The following is a 22,731-nucleotide window of genomic DNA, read 5'->3' as shown; positions in this document are numbered from 1 at the left end:
GCCGCGTCGATCACGGTGAGCCAGCCAATTGGAACTTCTGGTTCACCCTCGCCGAGACAACTTATGGAACTCTACCGGATGGGCCGCTGACCTGCTAATCGGGTGCCGCCGGGCGGGTGGTGCGACCGCGCCGGTCCGGCGGCAGGTAGTGGTGTGGCTCACAACGCCGGGGGTAGCCTCGGCGTTGTGAGCGCTGAACGTCCGACCGCCGACCGGCTGACCGCAGTGGCAACCGGTGTGGATCTGCCGCGACATGCGCGGCTGCTCAGCCGGGTGCACGACGCCGTGCTCTCCGGGCAGCGGCCGCCGGCGCTTCCGCGGGGCGTGGTGGCGCGGTCGTGGTCCCGTCTGCAGGCGGGCGGTGTGAGCCCGGACCATTGCGCCGACGTGGAGCCCGCCGACTTCTCCGAGATCGAGGCGCGGCGCACCCGCACGGCGCTGCGCACCGTGCTTCCGGAGTTGCGCAGCACGTTGACGCAGGTCGCGGAGGACGCGAATTTCATCGTCGTCATCGCCGATGCCGACGGTGTCCTGTTGTGGCGGGAGGGATCCCGCGGGGTCCGGAAAGCGGCCGACGCGCTCGGGTTCACGGAGGGTGCGCGCTGGGCCGAACAGGCCGTCGGTACCAACGCGATCGGCACCGCCCTGATCGAAGATGCTGCGGTGCAACTCTTCTCGGCCGAACACTACGCGCCTACGCATCACGGCTGGTCCTGCACCGGGTCGCCGGTGCACGACCCGCGCACCGGCGAGATCCTCGGCGTGGTCGACATCAGCGGGTCGGCGATGTCCGTCCATCCGACCACCGTCGCGCTGGTCCGCACCGCGGTGCGTCTGGCCGAGGCGACATTGTGGCGTGAGCACACGGCCCAACTGGACAGGCTGCGCGGCCGGGCGGCACCGTTGCTCGCGTCGGCGGGAGGTCCGGCGCTGGTCGTCGACAAGCACGGGTGGGTCGCGGAGGCGAGTGGCATCGCGGCGCCGGAGCGGGTCGCGCCGCCGAGCCTCGACAAGCCGCTGCTCGTCCCGGGGCTCGGGCTGTGTGTGCCGGAACCGCTCGGCGACGGCTGGCTGGTGCGCCGGCGCGTCGACGGGGCTGCCATCGAACTGGAACTCGACCTCGGCGATGCGCCGCACGTGACGGTCCGGGGCGACGTCAACTGGACTCGGGCGCTCTCGCCGCGACACGCTCAGATCCTGCGGGTGTTGTCGGCGGCGGGAACGGCGGGCGTCGACGCCGCCTCGCTCAGCGAAGCGTTGTTCGGCGACCGCGACCACGTGGTGGCGGTCCGCGCCGAGGTCTCGCGTCTGCGCAAGAGCCTCGGCGCGGTCCTGAGCACCCAGCCGTACCGGTTCGCGGCCGGTGTGACGGTCCGGCGCGTCGGGTAGACACCGGTCAGGGTAGGTCCGGTCAGGCCTGCTTCGCCGCACTGATGCCGGCGCGGCGGCCGTAGAAGCTGCCGTCGCCGAGGGATGTGCCGCTGGCGTAGCCACCTGCGCACACCCCGGACGTGCACCGTCCCGCCGCGAAGAGGCCGGGAATGGGTTCGCCGGAGACGTGCAGGACCTCGGAGTTCACGGTCGTCCGCAGGCCGCCGAGGGTGAATCCGAGCGTGAACCCGCGCAGGTCGAGGGCGGCGACGGGGGAGCCGATCGGCTTCACCCACTCGGACTTCTTGTGCAGCAACGGGTCCGACCCTTCGGCGGCGTGCTTGTTGTACACCTCGACGGTCGACTGGAGTGCGCCTGCGGGCAGGCCCATGTCGGATTCGAGTTCCTCGACGGTCTCCGCCGCCCACTTCGGCTGGGCGCGCAGGAACGGCGTTGCCGTGGTGGCGGCCGCGCCCTCCTCGTAGGACGCCTCGTCGATAATGAGAAACGCCTGGTTGTCCTGGTGGAACAGGGTCATCTGGCCGATGCGACCGGAGTACGTGTCCTCCGGGACGTAGCGCTGCCCCCGGCCGTTGACGAGGATGCCGCGGACGACCAACTGGGGGTCGCAGAGGAACGCGACCTCGGTGGCGTCCATGTGGGCGAGGTCGGCGCCGAGGGCCTGCGCCATGAGGATCGAGCGCCCGTCGTGCTCCTCGATGGCGGCGCCGGGGCGGCCGATGAGCCGCGGCGCGTGGGCCTCGATCATCTTGTCGTTGTACGCGAAGCTGCCGGTCGCGAGGACGACGCCGCGACGCGCCCGCACGGCCACCTCCTTGCCGTACTGTTTGGCGACGATCCCGACGACGCGTCCGGTGTCGTCGGCGACGAGCGTCTGGACGCGCATGTCGTATTCGGCTCGGACCCCGAGCTTTTCGGCTGTCTCGACGAGCGGCTTCATGAGCATGTAGCCGCCGCCCTTCTCGCCGGTCCGCTTGCCGTCCATCTGCGGAACGTGCCCGCGCGGCGCGGGGGTGGCGATCTCGTTGAACGGCGCCGCGTTCTCGCCGCCGGAGTACATGAGCCCGTCGTCGAACGGGGGCTCCCAGCCGGGTTCGCCCCAGAAGCTCTCCTTGAACGGGACCCCGCAGTCGACGAGCCAGTTGTAGTGCGAGACGCTGCCCTCGCAGTAGTCGGTGATCTTCTCCTCGTCGGCGCCCGGGCCGAGCGCCGCCATCATGAACGTCTTCATGTTCTCGACGGAGTCGTCGAATCCACACGCCTTCTGCAGCGGCGTCCCGCCGCCGAGGTAGATGAAGCCGCCGGCGAGTGCGGCGGCACCACCCCATCCGCTGGTGCGCTCGAGGACCAGGACGTCGGCGCCGGCCCGCGCCGCCTCGATGGCGGCGGACACACCGGCGATGCCGTAACCCGCGATCACGACGTCGGCCTCGTAGTCCCACTCGGTGACCGTTGCTGCGGACCGGGGGCGGATCGGTGTGGCGTCGACCATGGGTGGAAGTCCTCTCGGGCGGTCACAGGCATAGTGTGACGTGGGTTACCCCCAAACGGTAACCTGTTACAAAACCCGATTCGGTGGATCTCCCGATGAGTGGGACGTCGCGCTCGGACACGGGCGTGGGCCCGGCCGCCCGACGGGGCTACTTCGCGAGGGTCCGGACCTCGGCGAGGAACCGGTCGAGATCGTCCGGGGAGCAGAAATAGTGCGGCGACGCCCGCACCACGGCGTCCAGCCCGCGGGCGCTCATGTCCAGCAGCGTCGACCCGCGCAGGCTGGCGGTGACGGTTACGTTGCGGGCGGCCAGCTGCTTCCGGACGTCGCCGGGGTCGAACCCGTCGACGGTGAACGAGACGATTCCACACCGGCGGGCGCCGAGGTCCCGCACGGTGACGCGGGGGATCGCCGCGAGCCCCGACCGGAGGTGCTCGGCCCCGGCCGCCACCGCCGCCTCCACCTCGTCCATCCCGAGGGTGAGGAGATAGTCGGCGGCCACCCCGAGTCCGAGGCGGGCGGCGACGTCGCACTCCCAGAACTCGAACCGGCTGGCATCGGTCGCGAGGCGGTACGCGTCCGCCGCGGTCCACTCCGCGCTGTGCAGGTCGAGCGCGGCCGGTTCGAGCGTCGCGGCCAGCTCCGGCCGGACGTACAGGAAGCCGGTGCCCCGCGGTGCGCGCAGCCACTTGCGTCCCGTGGCGGAGAGGGCGTCGACGCCCAGTTCGCTCACGTCGAGGGCGATCTGGCCGACGGACTGGCACGCGTCGAGCAGCACCAGCGCGCCGTGCGAATGTGCCAGCTCCGTCACCTCGCGAACGGGGTTGACCAGGCCGCCGTTGGTGGGCACGTGCACGAGGGACACCAGACGGACCCGGTCGTCGAGGAGCGTCTCCAGGGCGGCGACGTCGATCTGGCCTGCGGGGTCGCTGGGGATCACGTCGACGGTCGCACCCACGGACCGGGCCCGCTGCAGGACGGCGATGGCGTTACTGGCGTACTCGACCTCCGAGATCAGCACCCGGTCACCGGCCCGGAGCGGGACGGCATGGAAGAAGTCGTTCCAGGCGGTGGTGGCACTGTCCACCAGGGCGATGCTGTCGGCGCTCGCCCCGATCAGCCGGCCCAGGGACGACTTCACGGCCGCGAGATCGTCGGCCCGTTCGGCGGCCGCGACGTAGCCGCCCACGTCGGCCTCCCGGCGCAGGTGCGCGAACACGGCGTCCAGGACCGGGGTCGGCGGAAGCGAGGAGCCCGCGCTGTCCAGGAACACCTTGTCGAGGCAGCCCGGGGTGTCCCGTCGCGCCTGCTCGAGGTCGAGCATGTCCGATACCTCCCTTTTCGCAATGAATGCACTCGAACGTACCCGTGCACGTTCCTCGAAAAGATGCCGATGGGGCGTGCATCGACGGCCGAGGCGCTCTAATGTCGATAACGACGTTCAGGCGGCGCCCGAAGGGGAGGGTCGAATGGCTACAGCAGTTCAGTCCGTCGAGGCAACGTGTTTCACGTCGCGGCCGGCGGCGGAGGCGTACCTCGGTGGTGTGTGTTTCAAACTGGGGCCACCGCAGCTGATCGGCGCGGAATTGGAGTGGCTGACCGCGCAACTGCCGGAATACGTGCGCCCCGACCTCGCCGCTCTCGCCGAAGCTCTCGGGCCGCACACCCCCAGAACCATCGATCCCTCTTCTCCTGCTCAGCCCCTTCCCGGTGGCAGCGCCGTCACGGTCGAACCCGGCGGACAGATCGAACTGTCCAGCGCCCCCTATTACTCCGCACGCGAATTGTGCGACTATCTCGCCGCCGATCAGGCGGTTCTCGCGGACCTGCTGTCGACCCGATCGATCCTCATGTCGTCCGAGGCCGCGGACACCCGCCGGCCCGCGCAACGTCTCCTCCAATCGCCGCGGTACTGCGCCATGGAATCCCGCTTCACCGGCATCGGGCCCTTCGGGAAGCTGATGATGTGCAACACCGCCGCAACGCAGATCAGCGTGGACGCCGGGGCCGATCCGGTTGCGGTGGAGAGGCGGTGGCACCTGCTCCATGCCATCGGGCCCGCATTGATCGCGGCCTTCGCGTGTTCGCCGCGGCTCTACGGGGTACCCGACGGGCAGTGGGCGTCGCAGCGAATGCGTACGTGGCTCGAACTCGATTCGCCGCGCACCATCGGAACCCCGCACATCGCGGACTATGCGGGGTGGGTGCTGGACGTGCCGTTGCTGTGCATCCGCAACGACGGAACGGACTGGACGGCGCCCGACGGTGCAACTTTCGCGGACTGGGTCGAGGGCGCGTTGGACGACGTGATCGGACGTCCGACGCCCGCCGACCTCGATTATCACCTCACCACCCTGTTTCCGCCCGTTCGTGCGGCCGGTCATCTCGAAGTGCGCTATCTCGATGCGCAACCGGGCGACCAGTGGCGGGTTCCCATTGCGGCGATCGACGCGCTGCTGTCGGGTCCGGGTGCCATGGCCGAGGCGCTCGACGCGGCGCTGCCCACCGCCGAACGCTGGCGGGACGCGGCCGAGTTCGGCCTGGCCGACCTCGAACTGCGCGCTGCGGCAACAGCTCTGCTGTCGCTTGCGGCGGCGTACTCGCCCGACCCCGAATTCGTCAGACTGCTCGATGCCGCCGCCGAACGATGTTGCCGGGGCCAGGCCCCGAGCGAGGAACGCTGATGGGTACCCGCGAGAAGATCGAGACGGTGTTGACACGGGCGCGGGAGCGCACCGCCGGGTTGACGGACTGTGTCGACGGGGAGGACCTCGTCGCACAGCATTCCCCGTTGATGAGCCCGCTCGTGTGGGATCTCGCGCACATCGGCAATCAGGAAGAATTGTGGCTCGTGCGGGACGTCGGCGGCCGTGAACCCGTCCGCCGCGACATCGACGAGTTGTACGACGCATTCAAACATTCGAGGAACTCCCGGCCCTCCCTGCCGCTGCTGAGCCCGGACGCGGCCAGGGATTACATACGCACCGTTCGAGACAAGGTGTGGGACGTCCTCGACCGCAGCACGTTCCGGGGCCGGCCGCTCGAGGAGAACGGATTCGCGTTCGGCATGATCGCGCAGCACGAACAGCAGCACGCGGAAACGATGCTCGCCACCCACCAACTACGTTCCGGTGCAGCGGTGTTGACCGCGGAGAGCGCGCCGCGTGTCGGTGGGGCGATCGCCGAGGACGAAGTGGTCGTTCCCTCCGGCGAATTCACGATGGGAACGTCGGACGATCCGTGGGCGCTCGACAACGAGAGGACCGCGCACCGCGTAGACGTTCCGGCGTTCGTGATCGACGCCGTCCCTGTCACCAACGCCCGCTACCTCGAGTTCGTCGACGACGGTGGGTACGCGCGCCCCGAGTTGTGGAGCGAGCGGGGATGGGCGCATCGCCTCGACGCCGGGCTGGAAGCACCCCAGTTCTGGGAGAACGACGGCTGCGGAACGTGGTGGCGCCGCAGGTTCGGGGTCACCGAGCCGATTCATCCCCAGGAACCGGTGGTGCACGTCTGCTTCTTCGAGGCCGAGGCGTTCGCACGCTGGGACGGCAAGAGGCTGCCGACGGAAGCCGAATGGGAGAAGGCGGCGCGGTGGGACCCGTTCACCGGCCGATCGCGCCGATTCCCCTGGGGTGACGCCGAACCCGACTCCTCGCTCGCCAACCTCGGACAGCGCCACCTCGGACCCGCGGTGGTCGGGGTATACCCGTCGGGGGCGTCCCCGCTCGGCGTACATCAGCTGATCGGCGACGTGTGGGAGTGGACGTCGTCGTCCTTCGAGCCCTATCCCGGGTTTGCGGCGTTCCCGTACCGCGAGTACTCGGAGGTATTCTTCGGCGGCGACTACCGCGTGCTGCGCGGCGGTTCGTTCGGCACCGATCCGGTGGCGTGCCGCGGGACGTTCCGCAACTGGGACCACCCGATCCGCAGGCAGATCTTCTCCGGATTCCGCTGTGCCCGAGACCTTCCGGGAGACGACTACTGAGATGTGCCGACACCTGGGCTATCTGGGACCGGAACGATCAGTGGCCGACCTCGTCAGCCGCGGCGAGAACTCGTTGGTGCATCAGTCCTACGCGCCACGCGACATGAGGGGCGGCGGAACCATCAACGCCGACGGGTTCGGCGTCGGGTGGTGGGGTGCGGACGGCTTCTCCCGCTACCGCAGTGCCGCGCCGCTGTGGTCGGATCCGGTCGTGCGAGAGACGTTGCCGAACATCCGCTCCCGCGCCGTGGTGGCCGCCGCCCGGTCGGCGACGGTCGGGATGCCCGTGCAGCACACGGCCTGCGCACCGTTCTCCGACGACACCTGGGCGTTCAGTCACAACGGTGTGGTGCGCGGGTGGCCCGAGTCGCTCGCCGGGCTCGCCGCGGAACTCCCCGCGAGCGATCTGCTGCAACTCGAGGCGCCGACCGATTCGGCCGCGTTGTGGCTGCTGCTGCGCCGGGCGCTCGGCGAGCAGGACCCCGAGAAGGCGATGAGTTCGCTCGTCCAGTCCGTCGTCGCCGCCGCGCCGAACTCCCGATTGAATCTGCTGCTGGGCAACGGCACGGAACTGTGGGCCACCACCTGGCATCATTCGCTGTCGGTGCTCGTCGACGACGAACGAGCCATCGTGATGTCCGAACCCTACGACGACAACCCCGCATGGCAATCGATTCCGGACCGTCACTTCGTCAGTGCACGTCCCGGACACCTGATCGTCACCCCGCTCGAGATGGGAGCACGATGACCACCACACCGACCCTCGAGGTGTACCTGCAGCCCGAGCAGCTCAGGGCCGCTCTGCGTAAGGACGCCACCGTCGGGCTCACGTCGAACCCTAAGTGGCTGCCTCCCAAATACTTCTACGACGCGCGCGGAAGCGAGCTGTTCGAGCAGATTACCGCGTTGCCCGAATATTTCCCTACGCGGACGGAACGGGAACTGCTGAGGCGATATTCGGGGGAGATCGCCGAGGTCGCGGCGCCGGAGATCCTCGTGGAACTCGGATCAGGGTCCTCGGAGAAGACGCGGCTCCTGCTCGGCGCCGGTACCCGGCACGGAAGCCTCCATACGTACGTACCGCAGGACGTGTCGGTGTCCGCGCTCGAGGGTGCGGCGGAGCAGATCGGCGTGGAGTTCCCGAATCTGACCGTGCGCGGCGTCGTCAGCGATTTCACCGAGTCGCTGCACCACCTTCCCCGTGGTGGCCGCCGCACGATCGCGTTCCTCGGGGGCACCCTCGGAAACATGGTGCCCGCCGAGCGGGCGGAGTTCCTTTCCGGGATCGCCGACGTCCTGGAACCGGGGGAGCACCTCCTCCTCGGTGTCGGACTGGTGATCGATCCCGCCGTCCTCGTTCCCGCTTACGATGACGCGGCCGGAGTGACGGCGCAGTTCAACCGCAACGTGCTGCAGGTACTCAACTCGCAGCTCGACGCGGATTTCCCGGTGGACGAGTTCCGGCACGTCGCGCTGTGGGACGCCGGCAACGAGTGGATCGAGATGCGGCTCGAGGCCGAGCGGGCGATGTCGATTCGTATCGCCGAGCTGGATCTTGACGTCGAGTTCGCCGCGGGGGAGCAGCTGCGGACGGAGATCTCCGCCAAGTTCACTCTCGACGGCGTCCGACGGGAGTTGGCGGAGGCGGGATTCGGCGTCGACCGCACCTGGACCGACCCGGACGAGCGCTTCGCGCTGGTGTGCGCCGCGCGGAGGTGACCGACAAGATCAACTGGGGGCGTCGGCGCGCTTATAGTTGCCGCGTAGCGCGTCAACGACCCGAGGAGACCTTGTGCGTCAACCGAAGCTCGCTGCCCTTGCTCTCGCCACCACGGCCGTGATCGGCCTTCCCGCCGCGCAGGCATCCGCTCAGCCGCTGCCCATTCCGTTCGACACGGGAAGTCTCGGCTCGGGCAGCGACGGCCCGGGAGTACCGACGGAAGACACACTTCCCGCCCTGACGGTCACACCCGTCCTCGACGGACTCGACCATCCGTGGGACGCCGTGCAGGCCCCGGACGGCGCGGTGCTCACGGGGCAGCGGTCGGGCGGGTTCTTCGTCCGGCGGGCGGACGGCAGCAGCGGACCGGTCACCGCCGATCTCGCCGACCTCTACGCGCAGTCCGAGACCGGGCTGATGGGTATCGCACTCGCGAGCAACTTCGCACAAACGCGCACTCTGTACACGTGCCAGGGATTCCAGGGCGGCGGCGTCACCGACATCCGGATCCAGTCGTGGACCGTCGATGCCGGCTGGACGGCGCTGACCCGCGGTGCCGCGATCCTTACCGGAATCCCCGTCGACCAGAGACGTCACGGCGGTTGCCGGATCCTGACGGCCGCCGACGGCACCCTGTTCGTCGGCACCGGTGACACGGCGCAGCCGACCGTGTCGCAGGATCCGAACTCGCTGGGCGGCAAGACCCTCCACATCAACGCCGACGGCACCCCCGCAGCCGGAAATCCGGACCCGGCTAGCCCCGTCTACACCCTGGGCCACCGGAACGCGCAGGGGCTCGCGCAGCAGCCGGGAACGGGTCGCGTCTACGCCGTCGATCACGGAACGTCATGGGACGACGAGGTGAACCTCCTGGGGGAACTACGGGTACAAGCGTCTACGTATATCTCATACTTCGTGCCACTGGTGTGGCGTTTGTTGGAGATGTACGTGTGTCACGGCTACCCGCATCGTCGTGTGGTGGTGTGGGTTGGACCGTGTCCCACACCGACGCTTCGGGTGCAGGGACATGCCTGTTCGGAGTCACCCCCGACCGCGGTGTTGTGGTGGGCTGGCTGCGGCGGACCCGGCGATGCCGCGGCCGAGGTGGTGTCGGACTGGTCTTGTCCCGGGACTTGCGCACCGGTGCGTGCTCGGCGACCCGAATCGCAGGCAGCTGACCCCGCCGCCGGGTGGCCTTGCCTCTGCCGAGCAGTGCTCGTTTGGCCAGGTTAACCCCGGCGATGTGGTCGCGGTTGCCGCCGACCCGGCAGTCCGGGCACCACGCGGTGTGGTAGCCGCCGGGCCGGGCAAGTGGTTCGTCGCAGCCCGGACATTGTGCGGACGATCCGCGGGCGGGCACCGTGACCACCGTCACACCGATACCGGCGGCGGTGTGCGCGAGTGAGGTGACCGCTTTGCGGCGGGCGGACTGCGCGGCCCGATTGTTGTTGACCCGGCCGTGCCCGCGGGTCTCGAGGGTGGTGAGGTCCTCGACCGCGATCACCGTCGCGCCCGCCGCCTCGGCGTAGTCGGTGACCTGCCGGCCGAAGTGAAACGCCAGTTCCCGGTTGATCTTTCCCCGTTTGACGCCCACCGCGGTGCGGTGCCCGTCGAGGACGGCGATCTTCTCCTCGAGTTGTGCACGGACCTCGGGTGGGGCGGTGGCGGCCAGGCGTGTCAACCGGGCGGCCTTGCGGTGCAGCATCTGCCCCTCGGTCTGTAGGCGTGTGAGTTTGGTCCCGAGGCCGCGGTCGTCGTACGTGACGCCCCGGTAATCCGAGGACAACCCGTCCGGGTTTTCGGTGGTGATGGCGGCGGCGCCGAGCGTGGACGGGGACCAATCGACCCCGACCGCGACGGTCGCCGATCCCAGGTCGCCTGCCGGGACGAGTTCGGTCGCGGCGCACTGCCACAACAGACCCTTCCGGTCGAGGACCAGGGTCGGCAGATGCCAGTCGGTGATCGCCCGGCCGTGCAGGTGCCCGGGGATGGCGGCGGTCACCCGAACACTGCGCCACTGCGCCCGCCCCGCCGGGGCCGGGCAGGTCGGCAGCTTCACCGTCAACACCAGCTCGCGGTCTGTCGCGGTGATCTGGGCGAGTTGCCGGTCGGCTGCCGAGAGCCGGGCCATCGCGCTCGTCTGCGGTGGTTCCTGGACGTCGGTGATCCGCAACCGGGTCGAGGGCGCCGCGCCCTCGCGGCGGGCGTGGGCGATGAGCTGGCGCCGCACGCCCCGGGCGAAACCCAACGGCACACGGTCCGCGGCGGCGGTGGGCGGGGCTATCCGGCCCGTGGCCGGGTCGAACCGCTCGAACAGTGCCGTGATCGCGGTGTCCCGGTAGGCGAGGGTCCGCAGGGTCGCCATCACCTGCGCCGTTACCACCCTGCTCACCCGCGAGGGCACGTAGATTCCGTCCGGGTAGTGCGGGTGCCAGCCGAGGCGGGCCGCGGCGACGTGGCCCTGTGCGGGCAGCCTGCGGTCCTGGCCGTCCAGACCGGCGGCGAGCACGTCGAACGTGACCGGCTGCCACAGCCGCGACACCAACTCGGTGCCGGCCGCCACAATCAGGTCGAGGAGCCACCCCACCCGGATGTCGACCTCGTCGAGACCAATCGACTCGCCAGTCGCGTCGTCGACCGCCACATGGGCGCGGGTGGTGAACGCGAACTGCCGCGGCGCGGGCGATCCCGGCCCGGTCATGCCGGCCGGTCCGGCACCAGGCTCCAACTGAATGCAACTTGGCCTGTCGCTTCTCCGAGAAGTGCCCCCATCCCCGACAAGCTCATCGATCACCCCCCATTTCCCACCCTCTGCCACGCCACCTCGTAGGGACTCGACTGTAACGCCGACCTCCGACAAGAACCGCTCGATCCGCGCCACCTATAAACCGGAACAATCGATTCCGCCACACCGCACCACCATCGGCTGGCTGCGGGTCGCGTCGTCGAGCATCCGGCCGCGCCCCGCCCGCTGCTCCCTCGAGACACGAACGGCGCTCCTTGCAGATCCGAGATCCTGCATCAATAGCATTCTTCCGCAGAATTGTTTCCTGATCAGCCGGCGACACCTCCTGCGCTGCCGAACAGGACAACCGGGGAAATGAGATGCCTCCGCCCTCTCCTCCTCTCCGCCATCGCTTCCGCACAACCCGATGCAGTCCTGCCGAGAGTGGAGCCCTGGTCCGCGGTCGCAGAGTGGGGGACCCGAACCCGCGCGGCAAGAAGGCAACCGGCCCTCCGTCGGCGCCCTTGTGCACCCCGAAGACCGACGGCCCACGTATTCCGCAGTCACCAATTCGCGGTGACAGACAGTGTCAGAAACTGACGGAGAGTATTAGATATATCAGCTCCAGCTGAGAGCCTGACCGGATTCCCGGCATCTACGATGAATCCGTGCCGATGACGGATCCGGTGCGTGTGCCCGGAGCCGTTGCCGCGGCCTGGAGTTCGGGCAGCAGCACCCTGGCGACTGGAAGCGGCGCGTTCGTGACCGGCTCCGGCTGGGGACCGTGGGACGGTGCACTCGTCATGGGCGGACTCAAGTCGCAGCAACTGATCTTCCTGCGCCTGTCCGCGGACGGGCAGACGGTGACCGCTCAGGCGTTCGGCCTGAAAATCAGCACGGCCGCCTCCGGTCCGTCACCCCGACCGCCGACGGCTCGTTGCTCGTCACCACGGACAACGGTTCCACCGACGGGGTACTGCGAGTCACCCCACAAGGCTGACCCCCACGTGAGTGGCGTGGTGTGCCGCCGCACGCTTTGCCGCTCACCTGCTCCGACAAACGGGACGCTCGTTGCGTCAGATCGAACGAGCGTCCCGTTCGTTCAGCGGGACAGTTGCTTCCGGATCTCCTCGGCCGCACGCGCCCCGGAGGAGATCGCGCCGTCGATGTAGCCGTTCCAGATGCTCGCGGTCTCGGAGCCCGCCCAGTGGATGCGGTCGGTGGGAGCACGCCAGCCGCCCCGTCCGTGGGCGAACCACGTTCCGGGGGTGGGGCTCGCCGCGTATCCACCTCGCGCCCACACGTCTTGCGGCCAGATCTTCTCCGTGTAGTCGATCGGCGACGCGGCGCGGTCGCCGAAGAGTTCGACGAGAGTGGCGATGATCGCTGCCCGGCGGTCGTCGTCGGAGAGCGCCGACCAGGACCGCTGGCGGTCGCCGTAGACGAAGCACACGAGCACACCGTGTCCGGCATCCTCGGGGGAGTTGTCGAACACGACTCCGACGGCGCGATTGCCGTAGATGGTCGCCTGGCCGGACAGTCCGTCGGCGCGCCAGAACGGGGTGTCGAAGACGGCGTGCACCTTCGCCACGTCGCCCATCGGGCTGCGATCGACCCAGCGGGTGCGCGGGACCGGCAGCGGGGGAGTGAACGTGACGCGCTGGGTGGCCGAGGGCGGCAGTGCCATGACGACGCTGTCCGCGAGAATCGTTCCCCGAGTCGTCTCGATCCGAACGCCGTTGGTGGTGTGCTCGACTTGGCGCACAGCCGTATTCACGTGAACCCGGTCGCCGAGATGATTTGCGACGGCCAGCGCCGTCGACTGTGCTCCGTCCCGGAATCGGCGCTCCTGCGCGCACCCTTCGGTTTCCATCAGTTGGTCGAATCCGCCGGCTGATGCGACGTAGAACATCAGATGGAACACCGACAGATCGCGCGGCTCGATCGACCACACACCCTCGACGGCGAGCGCGAGTCGCCGACGGGCGTCCTCGTTCGCGACGGTCCGCTCGAAGTAGGAGTGGACCGTTTCGCTGTCCCACCTCTCGATGCCCGGAGTGGCCGTGGGGTCGTCGAGGTCGACGGTCCTCGCGAGTTCGTCGATGCGATCGGCGGCAGCCAGGTAGTCGGCCATTCCGGGACCGCTGTCGGGACCGGCGCCGGTGTACCGCCGATGCACACCGTCGGGCCACAGTTCGATGTGTTCGCCCATGTTGTATGTCGGGAAGGTCGGGCAGTCGAAGCGTTCGGCGAGGGCGAGCAGATGCTTTTGCGTGGGGCCGACCCATTGCCCGCCGTGGTCGACGACGACACCGTCCTTCCTCCGTTCGGAGCACACCCTTCCGCCGACTCGATCGGATCCCTCGAGAATCAGGGTGTCGATGCCGTCGTCGTGCAGCGAGAGTGCGGCGGACAGGCCTGCGTACCCCGCGCCGACCACGACGGTCCGAACGCGGGCCGGTAGGGCAGTCGGGTGATCCTTCGTGTTCGTCATGACCAGCATCCTGTTCTTGATTGGCTCGCCAGTCAATACTCAATCCTGGTTTCCTGCGCAAGAATTCGAGGGTTGACACGATGTGACCCGTGCCACAGACTATTGATAACTGGCCCGCCAATCAGAAATGGGGATCGCGTGGACGACGCATTCGAACAGGAACTCGAGAGGCGACTGCTCCTCCTGGAATCCCCCGACGGAGGCGGGATGATCCTGCCCGACCTTCCGTGGCGGGACGTCGTGGCGGCGATCGTCGGGATCGTCGCCACGATCACCGTCATGCTGTGGTGGGGGTACTGATGCTGGACGGGCAGCGGGCGGACCGCACCACGACAGTGGGCAGTGCAGGCGCCAGCGGCACGGACGCCACGCTGAACGAACTGCCGTTGGTGCCGTCGGAGCGGATCTGGGGCTTCTGGGACTACTCGGCGGTCAACATCGGCTTGGCCGTGGCCACCTGGGCGTTTCTGCAGGGCGCGGCCGTCGCGTACTACGTCGGCGCAGTACAGGCGATCGCGAGCATCGTCATCGGCTACGCGATCAGCGTCTTCCTCGTCTCACTCGCGCCGTGCCTGCCGTCGGCGAAATACGGCATCGAGCAGTTCGTCGGGCTGAGAAGCGTGTTCGGCAGCAACGGCGCCCGAATCGTGATGGTCGTGATGTCCACGCTCTTCGCGGCGGCGTGGTCTGCAGTTCTGGCCATCATGTTCGGGCACGGCCTGGTGAACGTCATCGACAACGTCTTCGGGGTCGAGATCTCCCAGACGGGTGCGGCCGTGAGCCTGCTGGCACTGGTCGCGGTGGCCCTGTCCTGGCTCGTCCTTGCCCGGGGACCGGTCTCGGTGGAGTCCGTGTGCCGGGTGATCGCACCCGTGCTGGTCCTCATCATCGTCGGGATCCTCGTCATGGTGTTCACCAAGCGATCCTGGTCCGAACTGGCCAGTCTGCCCCCGCTCGATCCGGAGAGCGATCCGCACACCAGTTTCATGGTCGCGATCGAGCTGAACATCGCCGGCGGGTTCGCGTGGTGGCCGAACGTCGGGAACCTCGCGCGGCTCACCCGTGGTCCGCGTGCGGCGTTCTGGCCGAACTGGCTCGGACTCTTCGCCGCGTCGGTGGCCGCGGCCGTCGTCGGTGTCTTCGCGGCGCTGGCGCTGAATCTCGAGGATCCCACGGAGTGGATGATCCCGCTCGCGGGAGTCGTGCTGGGCGTTCTGGCCCTGATCGTCATCGGTTTCGCCAACGTCACGGCCATTCTCTCCCAGGGGTACGCCTCGATGGTGGCGCTCAAAGGCGGTGGCGGGAAGCTGCTCCGCGGCACGCCCTGGCCGGTGCTGGTGGCCTTCATCCTCGGACCCGCGGCGATCCTCGTCTTCTTCCCCTCGGCCGTCTACGACAACTACGGTCGATTCCTGTCCTGGGGAGCGATCCTCGTGGCACCGCTGTGCGCCGTGCAGATCGTCGACTTCTTCCTGCTGCGCAGAGGTGTCCTACGGATCCGCGACCTGTACCTGCCCAGTGCGCGCTCCTGCTACGGGTACTGGGGCGGTGTCAACGCCTTCGCGTTCGCGTCCGTGGCTGCCGGTGCGGCGACGTACGCTCTGCTGCTCAATCCGGTCACCTACATTCCGTCCTCGATCTTTCCGTACACCACCGCCTCGATTCCGGCGTTCCTCGTCGCCGGCACGCTCCATGCCGTGTTGACCAAGACGTTCGTGCAGCCGCTCGGACTCGGCGGCTACGACCCCCTACCGCGGGTCGCCGCCGGCGTCGAAAGGTCAAAGATATGACGTCACAGCTCTTTCCCCACCTGTTCTCCCCGCTTCGCATCGGGAACGTGACGCTCGCGAAACGCATCGTGCCCTCCGGGCACGACACCGTTCTCGTGCAGCAGGGGAAGGTGGCCAACGACGACTGCATCCCGGCCGAGAGCGATGACGACCGGCAAAATAGCGCCGGTTGTCAAGGGGTACGGCGACTCTGCCCGGAGACTGCAGCGCCGGACTCGACGGCGTCCAGATCGTCGCGAGTCACGGCTATCTACCGGCGCAGTTCCTCAATCCCCGCACCAACCTCCGCATGGACGAGTACGGCGGGTCGGCGGAGAATCGCAGGCGGCGCGTCGCTGGACGCGAATGGTCTGCTCGACTACGTCAGTGTGCGCGGGAGTTCGAGTCTGTCGGGTGCGGCACACATCGCCGCCCCGATGACCGAATCCGCCGCCTACACCGCACCGATGGCCGCGGCCGTCAAATCCGTGGTCCGAGTTCCGGTGATCGTGGCGGGCCGGATCAATCAGCCGCACGAGTGAGACGCCGTGATCGCGCGGGGGCAGGCCGACGCGTGCGCGATGACCCGCGCCCTCATCTGCGACCCGACGATGCCGGCGAAAGCCGAACGCAGCGATGTCGATTCGATTTGCGCGTGCATCGGCTGCAACCAGGCGTGCATGGGGCACTTCCAGCGAGGGTCCGCGATCTCGTGCATCCAGCATCCGGAGACCGGCCGCGAACTGCGCTTCGGGGCTCTGCAGATCACGCGCAGGTCGAAGAACGTCATGGTGATCGGCGGCGGACCGGGCGGGCTGAAAGCGGCCGCGGTCGCCGCGGAACGTGGACACCGGGTGACCCCGTACGAGGCGGCGTCCCGGGTGGGAGGCCAGGTGTTGCTGCTCGAACGGCTACCGGGCAGGAGCGAGTTCGGTGGCGCCGTCACCAACCTGGAGGGGGAGGCGCGCCGGGCGGGTGTGCGGTTCGTGACCGGGACGACGGTCGACCCCGGACTGGTCCGGTCGGAGCAAGCTGGTGCTTGTCGAGGGTGTCAGCGCAGTCGTTCTCGCGCACGGACATGCGTCGGTCGCCGACCTGCTGGAGGTCGACGGGTTCCCGCGGGAGCGGATCCATGCCGTCGGCGACTGCCTCTCGCCGCGCACCGTGGAAGAGGCTGTGCTGGAGGGGCTCACCGTCGCATCGGCGCTCTGACGGTCACTTCGCGGTGCGTTTGCCGGCGGTCGACGCGACCCGGTGCTTGTCGACGGTGATGGCGTCGATGAAGTCGTCGCACACGGCCCGCATCCGCGTCGGGGTCATCAGGGTGGAACCGGTGAGCACCTGGATCGCGAGGCCGTCGAGGAGACCGAGGAGCATGTCGGTGGCGGCCCCGGGATCCTTCACCCGCAGAGCGCCCTGTTCGACGCCGGCCTCGACGGTCTCCCGGACCACCCCGCGCCACTCCCCGTACACGGTGTCGTTGAGTTCCTGGAGTTCGACGTTGCCGAGTGCGGACGCCCACAGTTCCACCCACACCCGCCAGGCCGTGATCGTCTCCGGCCCGGCGGGAAGGTACGACTCCACGAGCCGGTGGAGCCGCACGAGCGGAACGTCGCTCTTCTCCATGATCCATCGCCGACGTTCCAGCGAGTGCTCGAAGTTGAACTGGAACGCCGCATGCAGCAGCGCATCCTTGGAATCGAAGTAGTAGTGGATGGTCCCGTTGCTCACCCCAGCCCGTGACGCGACGTCGGCGATCCGGACGGCGCGGAAGCCGAGTTCGGCGATGGCTTCACACGTCGCTTGAAGGATCTGTTCTCGACGTTCCGCTTCAACGCTCGGGCGTGGCATCGCGCTCTCAACTCCTAGGATGTGACGTCTCGTCTACAGAGACCGTAGTCGAGAGTTCGGCCGAACCAGCGTAGCCGTCACACCTGCTGCGTTGCCCTGCTGTTTTCGCGGATGTGCAGGAGAGTCGGGCGATCCGCGTCGAACGCCGCCGTGATCGCGTCCGTCAGCGCCGCGGGAGACTCGACGGCTCGTCCGTGACATCCCATCGCCCGCGCCACGGCGGGGAAATCGATGCCGCCGAGCGCGACCGAGTGGACGGTGTCGCCGCGGTCCGCCATCTCGTTGCGGATCTCCCCGTAGCCGCCGTTGTCGACGACCACGATGGGCAGCGGCAATCGGAGCTGCGCCGCCGTCGCGAGTTCGGGAAGCGTGAACATCACCCCGCCGTCACCGAGGATCGCCAGGACCCGTGCGTCCGGGTCGGCGACGGACGCGCCGATCGCCGCGGGCAGACCGTATCCCAGCGTTCCCTGTCCCGTCGGGTACAGGAATCCGCCGGGACGGTGCACGGTGAGGTTCGACAGCGCACCGTAGTAGCAGGCCATCGTGCTGTCCCCGGCGATCACCGTGGATCCGTCGACGACCGGTGCGATGGCTGCCATCATGTCCAGCCACGGGGCCCCCTCGGCGGCGGCATCGGCATGCAACCCGCGTCGGAGCGACGCGGCCCGCTCGTGGGCGCCGGAATCCTCGCGCATCTTCGTGACGTCGAGCAGTTGCGACACCGTGGTCCCGGCATCGCCCAGCAGGCGGACGGCGGGATCGGCGTTCGTGGTCATCGACGTCGGATCGACGTCGATGCGAATCAGCTTGTGGTCCAGCTCGACCGGGCCGTACCAGAAGTCGGAGGGAGCGAATTCCGTGCCGATCGCGAGAACGCAGTCGGCGGCCTCGAGCACGGCGCGGACCGACGGATGGTGAACGCCGGCTCCCACCGACAGTGGGTGGTCCTCGTCGAGGACTCCCTTCCCGTTGGTCGTCGTGAGCACGGGGGCGGACAGACGTTCGGCGAGGGCGCGGACCTGCGGGGCCGCCGACCGGGCCCCGCCGCCCACGACCAGCACAGGAGACTGTGCGGCGGCGAGGCGCTGCGCCGCGTCGGTCACCGCGTGCACGGGAGCGGCGAGTGGAGCGGACTCGACCGGGGCCACGATCCGGACGTCGGCTTCCGCGTCGAGGATGTCGACGGGGATCTCGATGTGCACCGGCCGCGGTCTACCGGAGCTCATGGCGGCGAACGCGTAGGCGATCGCCCGGGGGATCTCGTCGACGCTGGTGACCCGGTGGCTGTAGGACACGATCGCCTCGAGCGCCGCGTGCTGATTCTTCACCTCGTGGAGGTAGCCGTTTCCCCTCCCCGGGTGGGTCAGCGGCAGGGCCGGTGAGATGAAGAGAACCGGGACCGAATCCGACCACGCCTGCGCCGCTGCGGCAGCGGCATTGAGGATGGCGGGACCGGTGGTGGTCAGGCAGACGCCGGGTTTGCCCGTGACGCGCGCATATCCGTCGGCGGCGTAACCGGCCCCCTGCTCGTGCCGCGTCAGGACGGAGCGGATCGGCGAGTCGGCCAAGGCCGCGTAGACGGCGAGGTTGTGGGTGCCCGGAATGCCGAAGACCGTGTCGACTCCGTGTGCGGCGAGGGCCGCGACGAGTGCCTGGCCGCCGTTCTGGCTTGTCATCGATGCCCTCCCATGGGCTGTGCAGTGTTCGTGTGCGGATGGTGCGCGGGTGCCCGGACGGGCGCGCGGCGACGGTGTGTCCGCCGCCGCGCCCCCACGTCGTTCAGTCCAGGTTCCGGGAAATGACGAGCTTCATGATGTCGGACGTGCCTTCCTCGATCTCCTCCAGTTTGACGTCGCGCATCCACTGCTCGACGGGGTACTCGCGGGAGTACCCCCAGCCGCCGAGCGTCTGCACCGCGGCATGCGTGACGAACATGGCGGTCTCGGATGCCGTCAGCTTCGCCATGGCGGCGATGCCCCGGGCGTTGCCGCCGCTGTCGATGATGCGGGCGGCGTGATGGACCAGCAGCCGGGCGGATTCGATCCGCGTCGCCATGTCTGCCAGCCGGAAGGCGACCGCCTGATGCTCGATGATCGGCACCCCGAACTGCTTCCGTGTCTTGGCGTAGTCGAGGGCGTATTCGTAGGCGGCGCGGGCGGCGCCGACGGCGGCCGCCCCGAGCACGACCCGTGAGATGTCGAATGTGCCCATCAGTCCGTAGAAGCCCTGTCCTTCCGCGCCGAGACGATTCTCCTCGGGGACGAACACGTTGTCGAAGAAGATCTCCCGGCACACGATGGCGCGCTGCCCCATCTTCTTCATCGGCTCACCGAACGTCATTCCCTCGGCGCCCTTCTCGATCAGGAACGCGGAGACGCCACCGGACCGCTGGGTGCGGTCGGTCTTCGCGAACACGACGTAGAACTGGGCGGCGCCGGCGTTGGAGATCCACGCCTTCTGCCCGCCCAGCCGGTAGCCGCCGTCGACGCGCTCGGCCGTGGTGACGATCGACGCCGCATCCGAGCCGGACCCAGGTTCGGTGGTGGCCAGCGAGGTCATCGGGGCGTTTGGTCCGGTGAGGGGGCCGAGCCACTGCTTCTTCTGTTCCTCCGTGCCGAGGACCATGATCGGATCGGAGAAGAAGCCGTTGGAGCACACGAGGTTTCCGATGCCGGGGTCACCCCAGCACAGTTCCTCCTGCACGAGGCACTGGGTGAAGACGTCGCCCATGCCGCCTCCGCCGAACTCCTCGGGGATCATGAAGTCGGTGATGCCCACCGCGGCGGCCTTGGCGAAGATGTCGACGGGTGTCACGACATCCGCCTCGTCGACCTCCCGGCCGCGGGGCCGGATCTCCTTCTGCGCGAAGTCGCGGCACAGCTCGATGATCTGCTTCTGCTCGTCGGTCAGGGGCCAGGCGGGGATGTTCGTGGTGGTCATATCGTGGTTCCTTCGCTTCGAATGCGGTTGAGTCGGTGCGGGGCTGTGGGTATGGGGTTGTGGGGATGTAGGTGCGACGGTCAGCGCTGCACCGCCGTCAGTTCGGTGAACTCCTCGACGCCGAACCGGCCGAGCTCGCGGCCCAGGCCGGAGGACTTCCAGCCCCCGAACGGGGCCTCGGGGTTGAACGGGGCGCCGTTGATGTCGACCTGACCGGTGTCCATCCGGGCCGCGACGCCCAGTGCCCGTTCCGGGTCGGCGGACCACACGGCGCCGCCGAGCCCGTAGTCGCTGTCGTTGGCGAGCCGGATCGCGTCGTCGTCGCCGTCGTGGGGCAGGACGACCAGCACCGGTCCGAAGATTTCGTCGCGCACGATCGGGTCGTGCGGCCCGACGTCGGCGAGCACCGTCGGTCGCAGGTAGTGGCCCGTCTCGAGGTCGGCGGGCATGCCGGAACCTCCCGCTGCAAGGCGGGCCCCGCCGGCCACGGCCGCGTCGACCGCCTCTGCGATCGATCGTCGCTGGGCAGCCGAGATCACCGGGCCGAGTTGCGTCGCGCGGTCCCTGGGGTCACCCACCCGCAACGTGCCGGCGTGGCCGGCGGCGAGTTCGACCGCATCCTCGTACCGTGTGCGCGGCACGAGCAGGCGAGTCCACGCGCTGCACGTCTGACCCGAGTTGAGCATGGCGGCGTCGACGGTCGCGGTGACCGCTGCCGGCAGCGGGGCATCGCCGAGCACCACGGACGCCGACTTGCCGCCGAGCTCGAGGCACGCGCGTGTCAGGGATTCGGCGGCGGCGTGTGCGACGCCTCTGCCGACTGCGGTGGAGCCGGTGAAGGACACCACGTCGACCCCGGGATGGGCGGTCAGCGCGGCCCCCACCGTTCGACCGCTGCCCGGAACCAGGTTCAGTACTCCTGCCGGAAGGCCGGCATCGATCGCGGCGTCGGCGAACAGGTAGGTGGACAGCGGGGTGAGCTCGGCCGGCTTCACGACGGTGGTGCATCCCGCCGCGAGAGCCGCTCCCACCTTGGCCGCGAGCTGGTAGAACGGGTAATTCCACGGCGTGATGCAGGCGACGACACCCGCGGGGCGGCGCAGCAGCAGCGTCCGGCCCAGCCGCTCCCGGAAGGGAAGGTCCCTGGCGAGCCGCGCATACGAGGCGAGGATCTCGATACCGAGGTCGATGTGCGCTTCCTCCGCCACGGTAACGGGGGCACCCACTTCGGCGACGGTGGTGTCGACGAGGAGCTGCCTCCGCGCGCGCAGCTGGGTGCACAACGCGTCGAGGATCTCGGCGCGATCCTCGGGAGAACTTGTACCCCAAGCTGTTCCGGCGGAGCGTGCCGCCGCGACGGCCGCGTCGACGTGGGCGATGCCGGCCGACGCGGACCGGCCGATCACCGATTCGGTGGCCGGGTCGTGCACCTCCGTGCAGTCGGTGACGGGAATCCAGTCCCCGCCGACGAGGATCGAGTCGCGGTCCCAGGTGGTGTGAATCGTGGTGGTCATCGGGCCGCCGCTCGCGAATCCGTGTACACGGACTTGCCGAGCCACTGGCCGCCGTCGGTGACGAGGACCTCTCCGGTGACGTAGCCGGAGCGGTCGCTGAGCAGGAAGGCCGCGGACTCGGCGACCTCCTCCGGCGTGGTGAAGCGGGCAGCGGGGACGCTCGACAGCACTCGGGCGCGGTCCTGCTCGGTGGGCCACAGGGCCGCGCCGGCTCCCTCGGTCTCGGTCGGCCCCGGTGCGATGCAGTTGATCCGGACGCCGCGGCCGCCCCATTCCACGGCCAGGGTGCGCGTCATGGCGACGACACCCGCCTTGGCCGCCGCACTGTGAACGGTGCCGGGGTGACCGTGCCAGGCGTAGCTGGCGATGGTGTTGAGGATGGTGCCGCGGCCGGTCGCCAGCATGTGGCGGCCTGCCGCGCGGGTGCAGTAGAACGTGCCGTTCAGGACGATGTCCACCACGGCCTTCCACCCGCCCGGCGTGAGGTCCTCGCTGGGTGCCACGAAATTGCCTGCGGCGTTGTTGACGAGGGCGTCGAGTCGGCCGTAGCGGTCGACCACCCCGTCGATTGCCGCGTCCACGGCGTCGGAATCCCGCACGTCGCACACCACGGCCTCGGCTTTCCCGCCGACCCGCTCGGCCGCCCGGACGGTGTCCTCGAGCGCGTTCTGCCTGCGGCCGAAGACGACGACGGTGCCGCCCGCGGCTGCCCACCGCATCGCGACAGCGCGTCCGATACCGGAGCCGCCACCCGTGACGACGGCGACACGGCCGCGGAATTCGTCGGCGGTGTTCGGGACGAGGCTGGGGGAGTGGGTTTCGGTCATCGCATGGTTCTCCTGT

The 22,731-nt window shown here is 68.9% G+C and carries 17 protein-coding genes and 4 pseudogenes; 12 read left to right on the top strand and 9 right to left on the bottom strand.

All coding sequences use genetic code 11. The features are described from left to right. The first annotated feature begins 186 nt into the window (after positions 1-186). Positions 187-1,389, top strand: a complete 1,203-nt coding sequence (locus BLV94_RS15950; RefSeq protein ID WP_072941046.1) for a helix-turn-helix domain-containing protein — start codon at positions 187-189, stop codon at positions 1,387-1,389. Positions 1,390-1,411: 22 nt separating this feature from the next. Here the strand turns inward: BLV94_RS15950 and BLV94_RS15945 are convergent, their stop codons facing one another. After that, complete coding sequence (locus BLV94_RS15945) at positions 1,412-2,884, bottom strand: FAD-dependent oxidoreductase (RefSeq protein ID WP_072941043.1); 1,473 nt, start codon at positions 2,882-2,884, stop codon at positions 1,412-1,414. A 148-nt stretch (positions 2,885-3,032) separates the two neighbouring features. Beyond that, on the bottom strand, positions 3,033-4,208 hold the full coding sequence (locus tag BLV94_RS15940; protein ID WP_072941041.1) for an aminotransferase class V-fold PLP-dependent enzyme: 1,176 nt from the start codon (positions 4,206-4,208) through the stop codon (positions 3,033-3,035). Between the two features lie 145 nt (positions 4,209-4,353). Here BLV94_RS15940 and egtA point away from each other — a divergent pair, with 145 nt between their 5' ends. From egtA to BLV94_RS15915, 5 genes and pseudogenes are all read left to right on the top strand, one after another. After that, on the top strand, positions 4,354-5,568 hold the full coding sequence (gene egtA / locus BLV94_RS15935; RefSeq protein ID WP_072941040.1) for an ergothioneine biosynthesis glutamate--cysteine ligase EgtA: 1,215 nt from the start codon (positions 4,354-4,356) through the stop codon (positions 5,566-5,568). Further along, positions 5,568-6,872, top strand: a complete 1,305-nt coding sequence (gene egtB, locus BLV94_RS15930) for an ergothioneine biosynthesis protein EgtB (protein ID WP_072941038.1) — start codon at positions 5,568-5,570, stop codon at positions 6,870-6,872. The genes egtA and egtB overlap by 1 nt, the downstream gene beginning before the upstream one ends. Before the next feature lies 1 nt (position 6,873). Then, the gene (egtC, locus tag BLV94_RS15925; protein ID WP_072941037.1) at positions 6,874-7,620 is read left to right on the top strand and encodes an ergothioneine biosynthesis protein EgtC; all 747 of its coding nucleotides are present in this window, start codon (positions 6,874-6,876) and stop codon (positions 7,618-7,620) included. Further along, positions 7,617-8,591, top strand: coding sequence for an L-histidine N(alpha)-methyltransferase (gene egtD, locus BLV94_RS15920; RefSeq protein ID WP_072941036.1), 975 nt, complete (start codon positions 7,617-7,619; stop codon positions 8,589-8,591). Before egtC ends, egtD begins: the two co-directional genes overlap by 4 nt. A 73-nt stretch (positions 8,592-8,664) precedes the next feature. Further along, positions 8,665-9,496: pseudogene (locus BLV94_RS15915) on the top strand (PQQ-dependent sugar dehydrogenase); the annotation flags it as partial. On the opposite strand, the gene BLV94_RS15910 reads toward BLV94_RS15915, so the two are convergent. After that, entirely contained in the window at positions 9,488-11,293 is a 1,806-nt protein-coding gene (locus BLV94_RS15910) for a zinc ribbon domain-containing protein (RefSeq protein ID WP_072941035.1), read from the bottom strand. The pseudogene BLV94_RS15915 and the gene BLV94_RS15910 overlap by 9 nt on opposite strands. Before the next feature lie 659 nt (positions 11,294-11,952). On the opposite strand from BLV94_RS15910, the pseudogene BLV94_RS48730 reads away from it, so the two are divergent. Further along, a pseudogene (locus BLV94_RS48730) lies at positions 11,953-12,317 on the top strand (PQQ-dependent sugar dehydrogenase); the annotation flags it as partial. Positions 12,318-12,419: 102 nt separating this feature from the next. Here BLV94_RS48730 and BLV94_RS15900 read toward each other — a convergent pair. Further along, positions 12,420-13,820: a flavin monoamine oxidase family protein gene (locus BLV94_RS15900; protein ID WP_072941032.1), complete on the bottom strand. Its 1,401-nt coding sequence runs from the start codon at positions 13,818-13,820 to the stop codon at positions 12,420-12,422. Positions 13,821-13,949: 129 nt separating this feature from the next. On the opposite strand from BLV94_RS15900, the gene BLV94_RS50015 reads away from it, so the two are divergent. The 5 genes and pseudogenes from BLV94_RS50015 to BLV94_RS50905 all read left to right on the top strand — a co-directional run bounded on the left by BLV94_RS50015 (position 13,950) and on the right by BLV94_RS50905 (position 16,792). Further along, the gene (locus BLV94_RS50015; RefSeq protein WP_174705484.1) at positions 13,950-14,111 is read left to right on the top strand and encodes a hypothetical protein; all 162 of its coding nucleotides are present in this window, start codon (positions 13,950-13,952) and stop codon (positions 14,109-14,111) included. Continuing rightward, positions 14,111-15,601 (top strand): cytosine permease, encoded by a 1,491-nt coding sequence (locus BLV94_RS15890; RefSeq protein ID WP_072941030.1) that lies wholly within the window; start codon positions 14,111-14,113, stop codon positions 15,599-15,601. Before BLV94_RS50015 ends, BLV94_RS15890 begins: the two co-directional genes overlap by 1 nt. 169 nt (positions 15,602-15,770) lie before the next feature. Next, a pseudogene (locus BLV94_RS52100) lies at positions 15,771-15,872 on the top strand (hypothetical protein); the annotation flags it as partial. A gap of 289 nt (positions 15,873-16,161) precedes the next feature. Continuing rightward, a pseudogene (locus BLV94_RS51785) lies at positions 16,162-16,524 on the top strand (NAD(P)-binding protein); the annotation flags it as partial. 91 nt (positions 16,525-16,615) lie between these two features. Next, the gene (locus tag BLV94_RS50905; protein ID WP_244163882.1) at positions 16,616-16,792 is read left to right on the top strand and encodes a hypothetical protein; all 177 of its coding nucleotides are present in this window, start codon (positions 16,616-16,618) and stop codon (positions 16,790-16,792) included. Between the two features lie 3 nt (positions 16,793-16,795). Here the strand turns inward: BLV94_RS50905 and BLV94_RS15880 are convergent, their stop codons facing one another. The 5 genes from BLV94_RS15880 to BLV94_RS15860 all read right to left on the bottom strand — a co-directional run bounded on the left by BLV94_RS15880 (position 16,796) and on the right by BLV94_RS15860 (position 22,715). After that, positions 16,796-17,431, bottom strand: a complete 636-nt coding sequence (locus BLV94_RS15880) for a TetR/AcrR family transcriptional regulator (protein ID WP_072941028.1) — start codon at positions 17,429-17,431, stop codon at positions 16,796-16,798. Between the two features lie 77 nt (positions 17,432-17,508). Beyond that, positions 17,509-19,110, bottom strand: coding sequence for a thiamine pyrophosphate-binding protein (locus BLV94_RS15875; protein WP_072941026.1), 1,602 nt, complete (start codon positions 19,108-19,110; stop codon positions 17,509-17,511). Between the two features lie 103 nt (positions 19,111-19,213). Beyond that, positions 19,214-20,374, bottom strand: coding sequence for an acyl-CoA dehydrogenase family protein (locus BLV94_RS15870; protein ID WP_072941024.1), 1,161 nt, complete (start codon positions 20,372-20,374; stop codon positions 19,214-19,216). 80 nt (positions 20,375-20,454) lie between these two features. Then, positions 20,455-21,888 carry an aldehyde dehydrogenase family protein gene (locus BLV94_RS15865; protein ID WP_072941023.1) on the bottom strand — a complete coding sequence of 478 codons (1,434 nt, stop codon included), beginning with the start codon at positions 21,886-21,888 and terminating at the stop codon, positions 20,455-20,457. Beyond that, entirely contained in the window at positions 21,885-22,715 is an 831-nt protein-coding gene (locus BLV94_RS15860; protein ID WP_072941021.1) for an SDR family oxidoreductase, read from the bottom strand. Before BLV94_RS15860 ends, BLV94_RS15865 begins: the two co-directional genes overlap by 4 nt. Positions 22,716-22,731: the final 16 nt, after the last annotated feature.

The sequence above is a fragment of the Rhodococcus koreensis genome, from assembly GCF_900105905.1.
Taxonomy (GTDB): Bacteria; Actinomycetota; Actinomycetes; order Mycobacteriales; family Mycobacteriaceae; genus Rhodococcus_F; species Rhodococcus_F koreensis.
The sequence above is the reverse complement of the archived record's forward strand: the minus strand, read 5'-3'. Positions and strand labels throughout refer to the sequence as shown.

Coding starts and splice junctions, on each gene's coding strand:
- BLV94_RS15945 (WP_072941043.1), bottom strand. CDS start 2,884: ATGGTCGACGCCACACCGATCCGCCCCCGGTCCGCAGCAACGGTCACC.
- BLV94_RS15940 (WP_072941041.1), bottom strand. CDS start 4,208: ATGCTCGACCTCGAGCAGGCGCGACGGGACACCCCGGGCTGCCTCGAC.
- egtA (WP_072941040.1), top strand. CDS start 4,354: ATGGCTACAGCAGTTCAGTCCGTCGAGGCAACGTGTTTCACGTCGCGG.
- egtB (WP_072941038.1), top strand. CDS start 5,568: ATGGGTACCCGCGAGAAGATCGAGACGGTGTTGACACGGGCGCGGGAG.
- egtC (WP_072941037.1), top strand. CDS start 6,874: ATGTGCCGACACCTGGGCTATCTGGGACCGGAACGATCAGTGGCCGAC.
- egtD (WP_072941036.1), top strand. CDS start 7,617: ATGACCACCACACCGACCCTCGAGGTGTACCTGCAGCCCGAGCAGCTC.
- BLV94_RS15910 (WP_072941035.1), bottom strand. CDS start 11,293: ATGACCGGGCCGGGATCGCCCGCGCCGCGGCAGTTCGCGTTCACCACC.
- BLV94_RS15900 (WP_072941032.1), bottom strand. CDS start 13,820: ATGCTGGTCATGACGAACACGAAGGATCACCCGACTGCCCTACCGGCC.
- BLV94_RS15890 (WP_072941030.1), top strand. CDS start 14,111: ATGCTGGACGGGCAGCGGGCGGACCGCACCACGACAGTGGGCAGTGCA.
- BLV94_RS15880 (WP_072941028.1), bottom strand. CDS start 17,431: ATGCCACGCCCGAGCGTTGAAGCGGAACGTCGAGAACAGATCCTTCAA.
- BLV94_RS15875 (WP_072941026.1), bottom strand. CDS start 19,110: ATGACAAGCCAGAACGGCGGCCAGGCACTCGTCGCGGCCCTCGCCGCA.
- BLV94_RS15870 (WP_072941024.1), bottom strand. CDS start 20,374: ATGACCACCACGAACATCCCCGCCTGGCCCCTGACCGACGAGCAGAAG.
- BLV94_RS15865 (WP_072941023.1), bottom strand. CDS start 21,888: ATGACCACCACGATTCACACCACCTGGGACCGCGACTCGATCCTCGTC.
- BLV94_RS15860 (WP_072941021.1), bottom strand. CDS start 22,715: ATGACCGAAACCCACTCCCCCAGCCTCGTCCCGAACACCGCCGACGAA.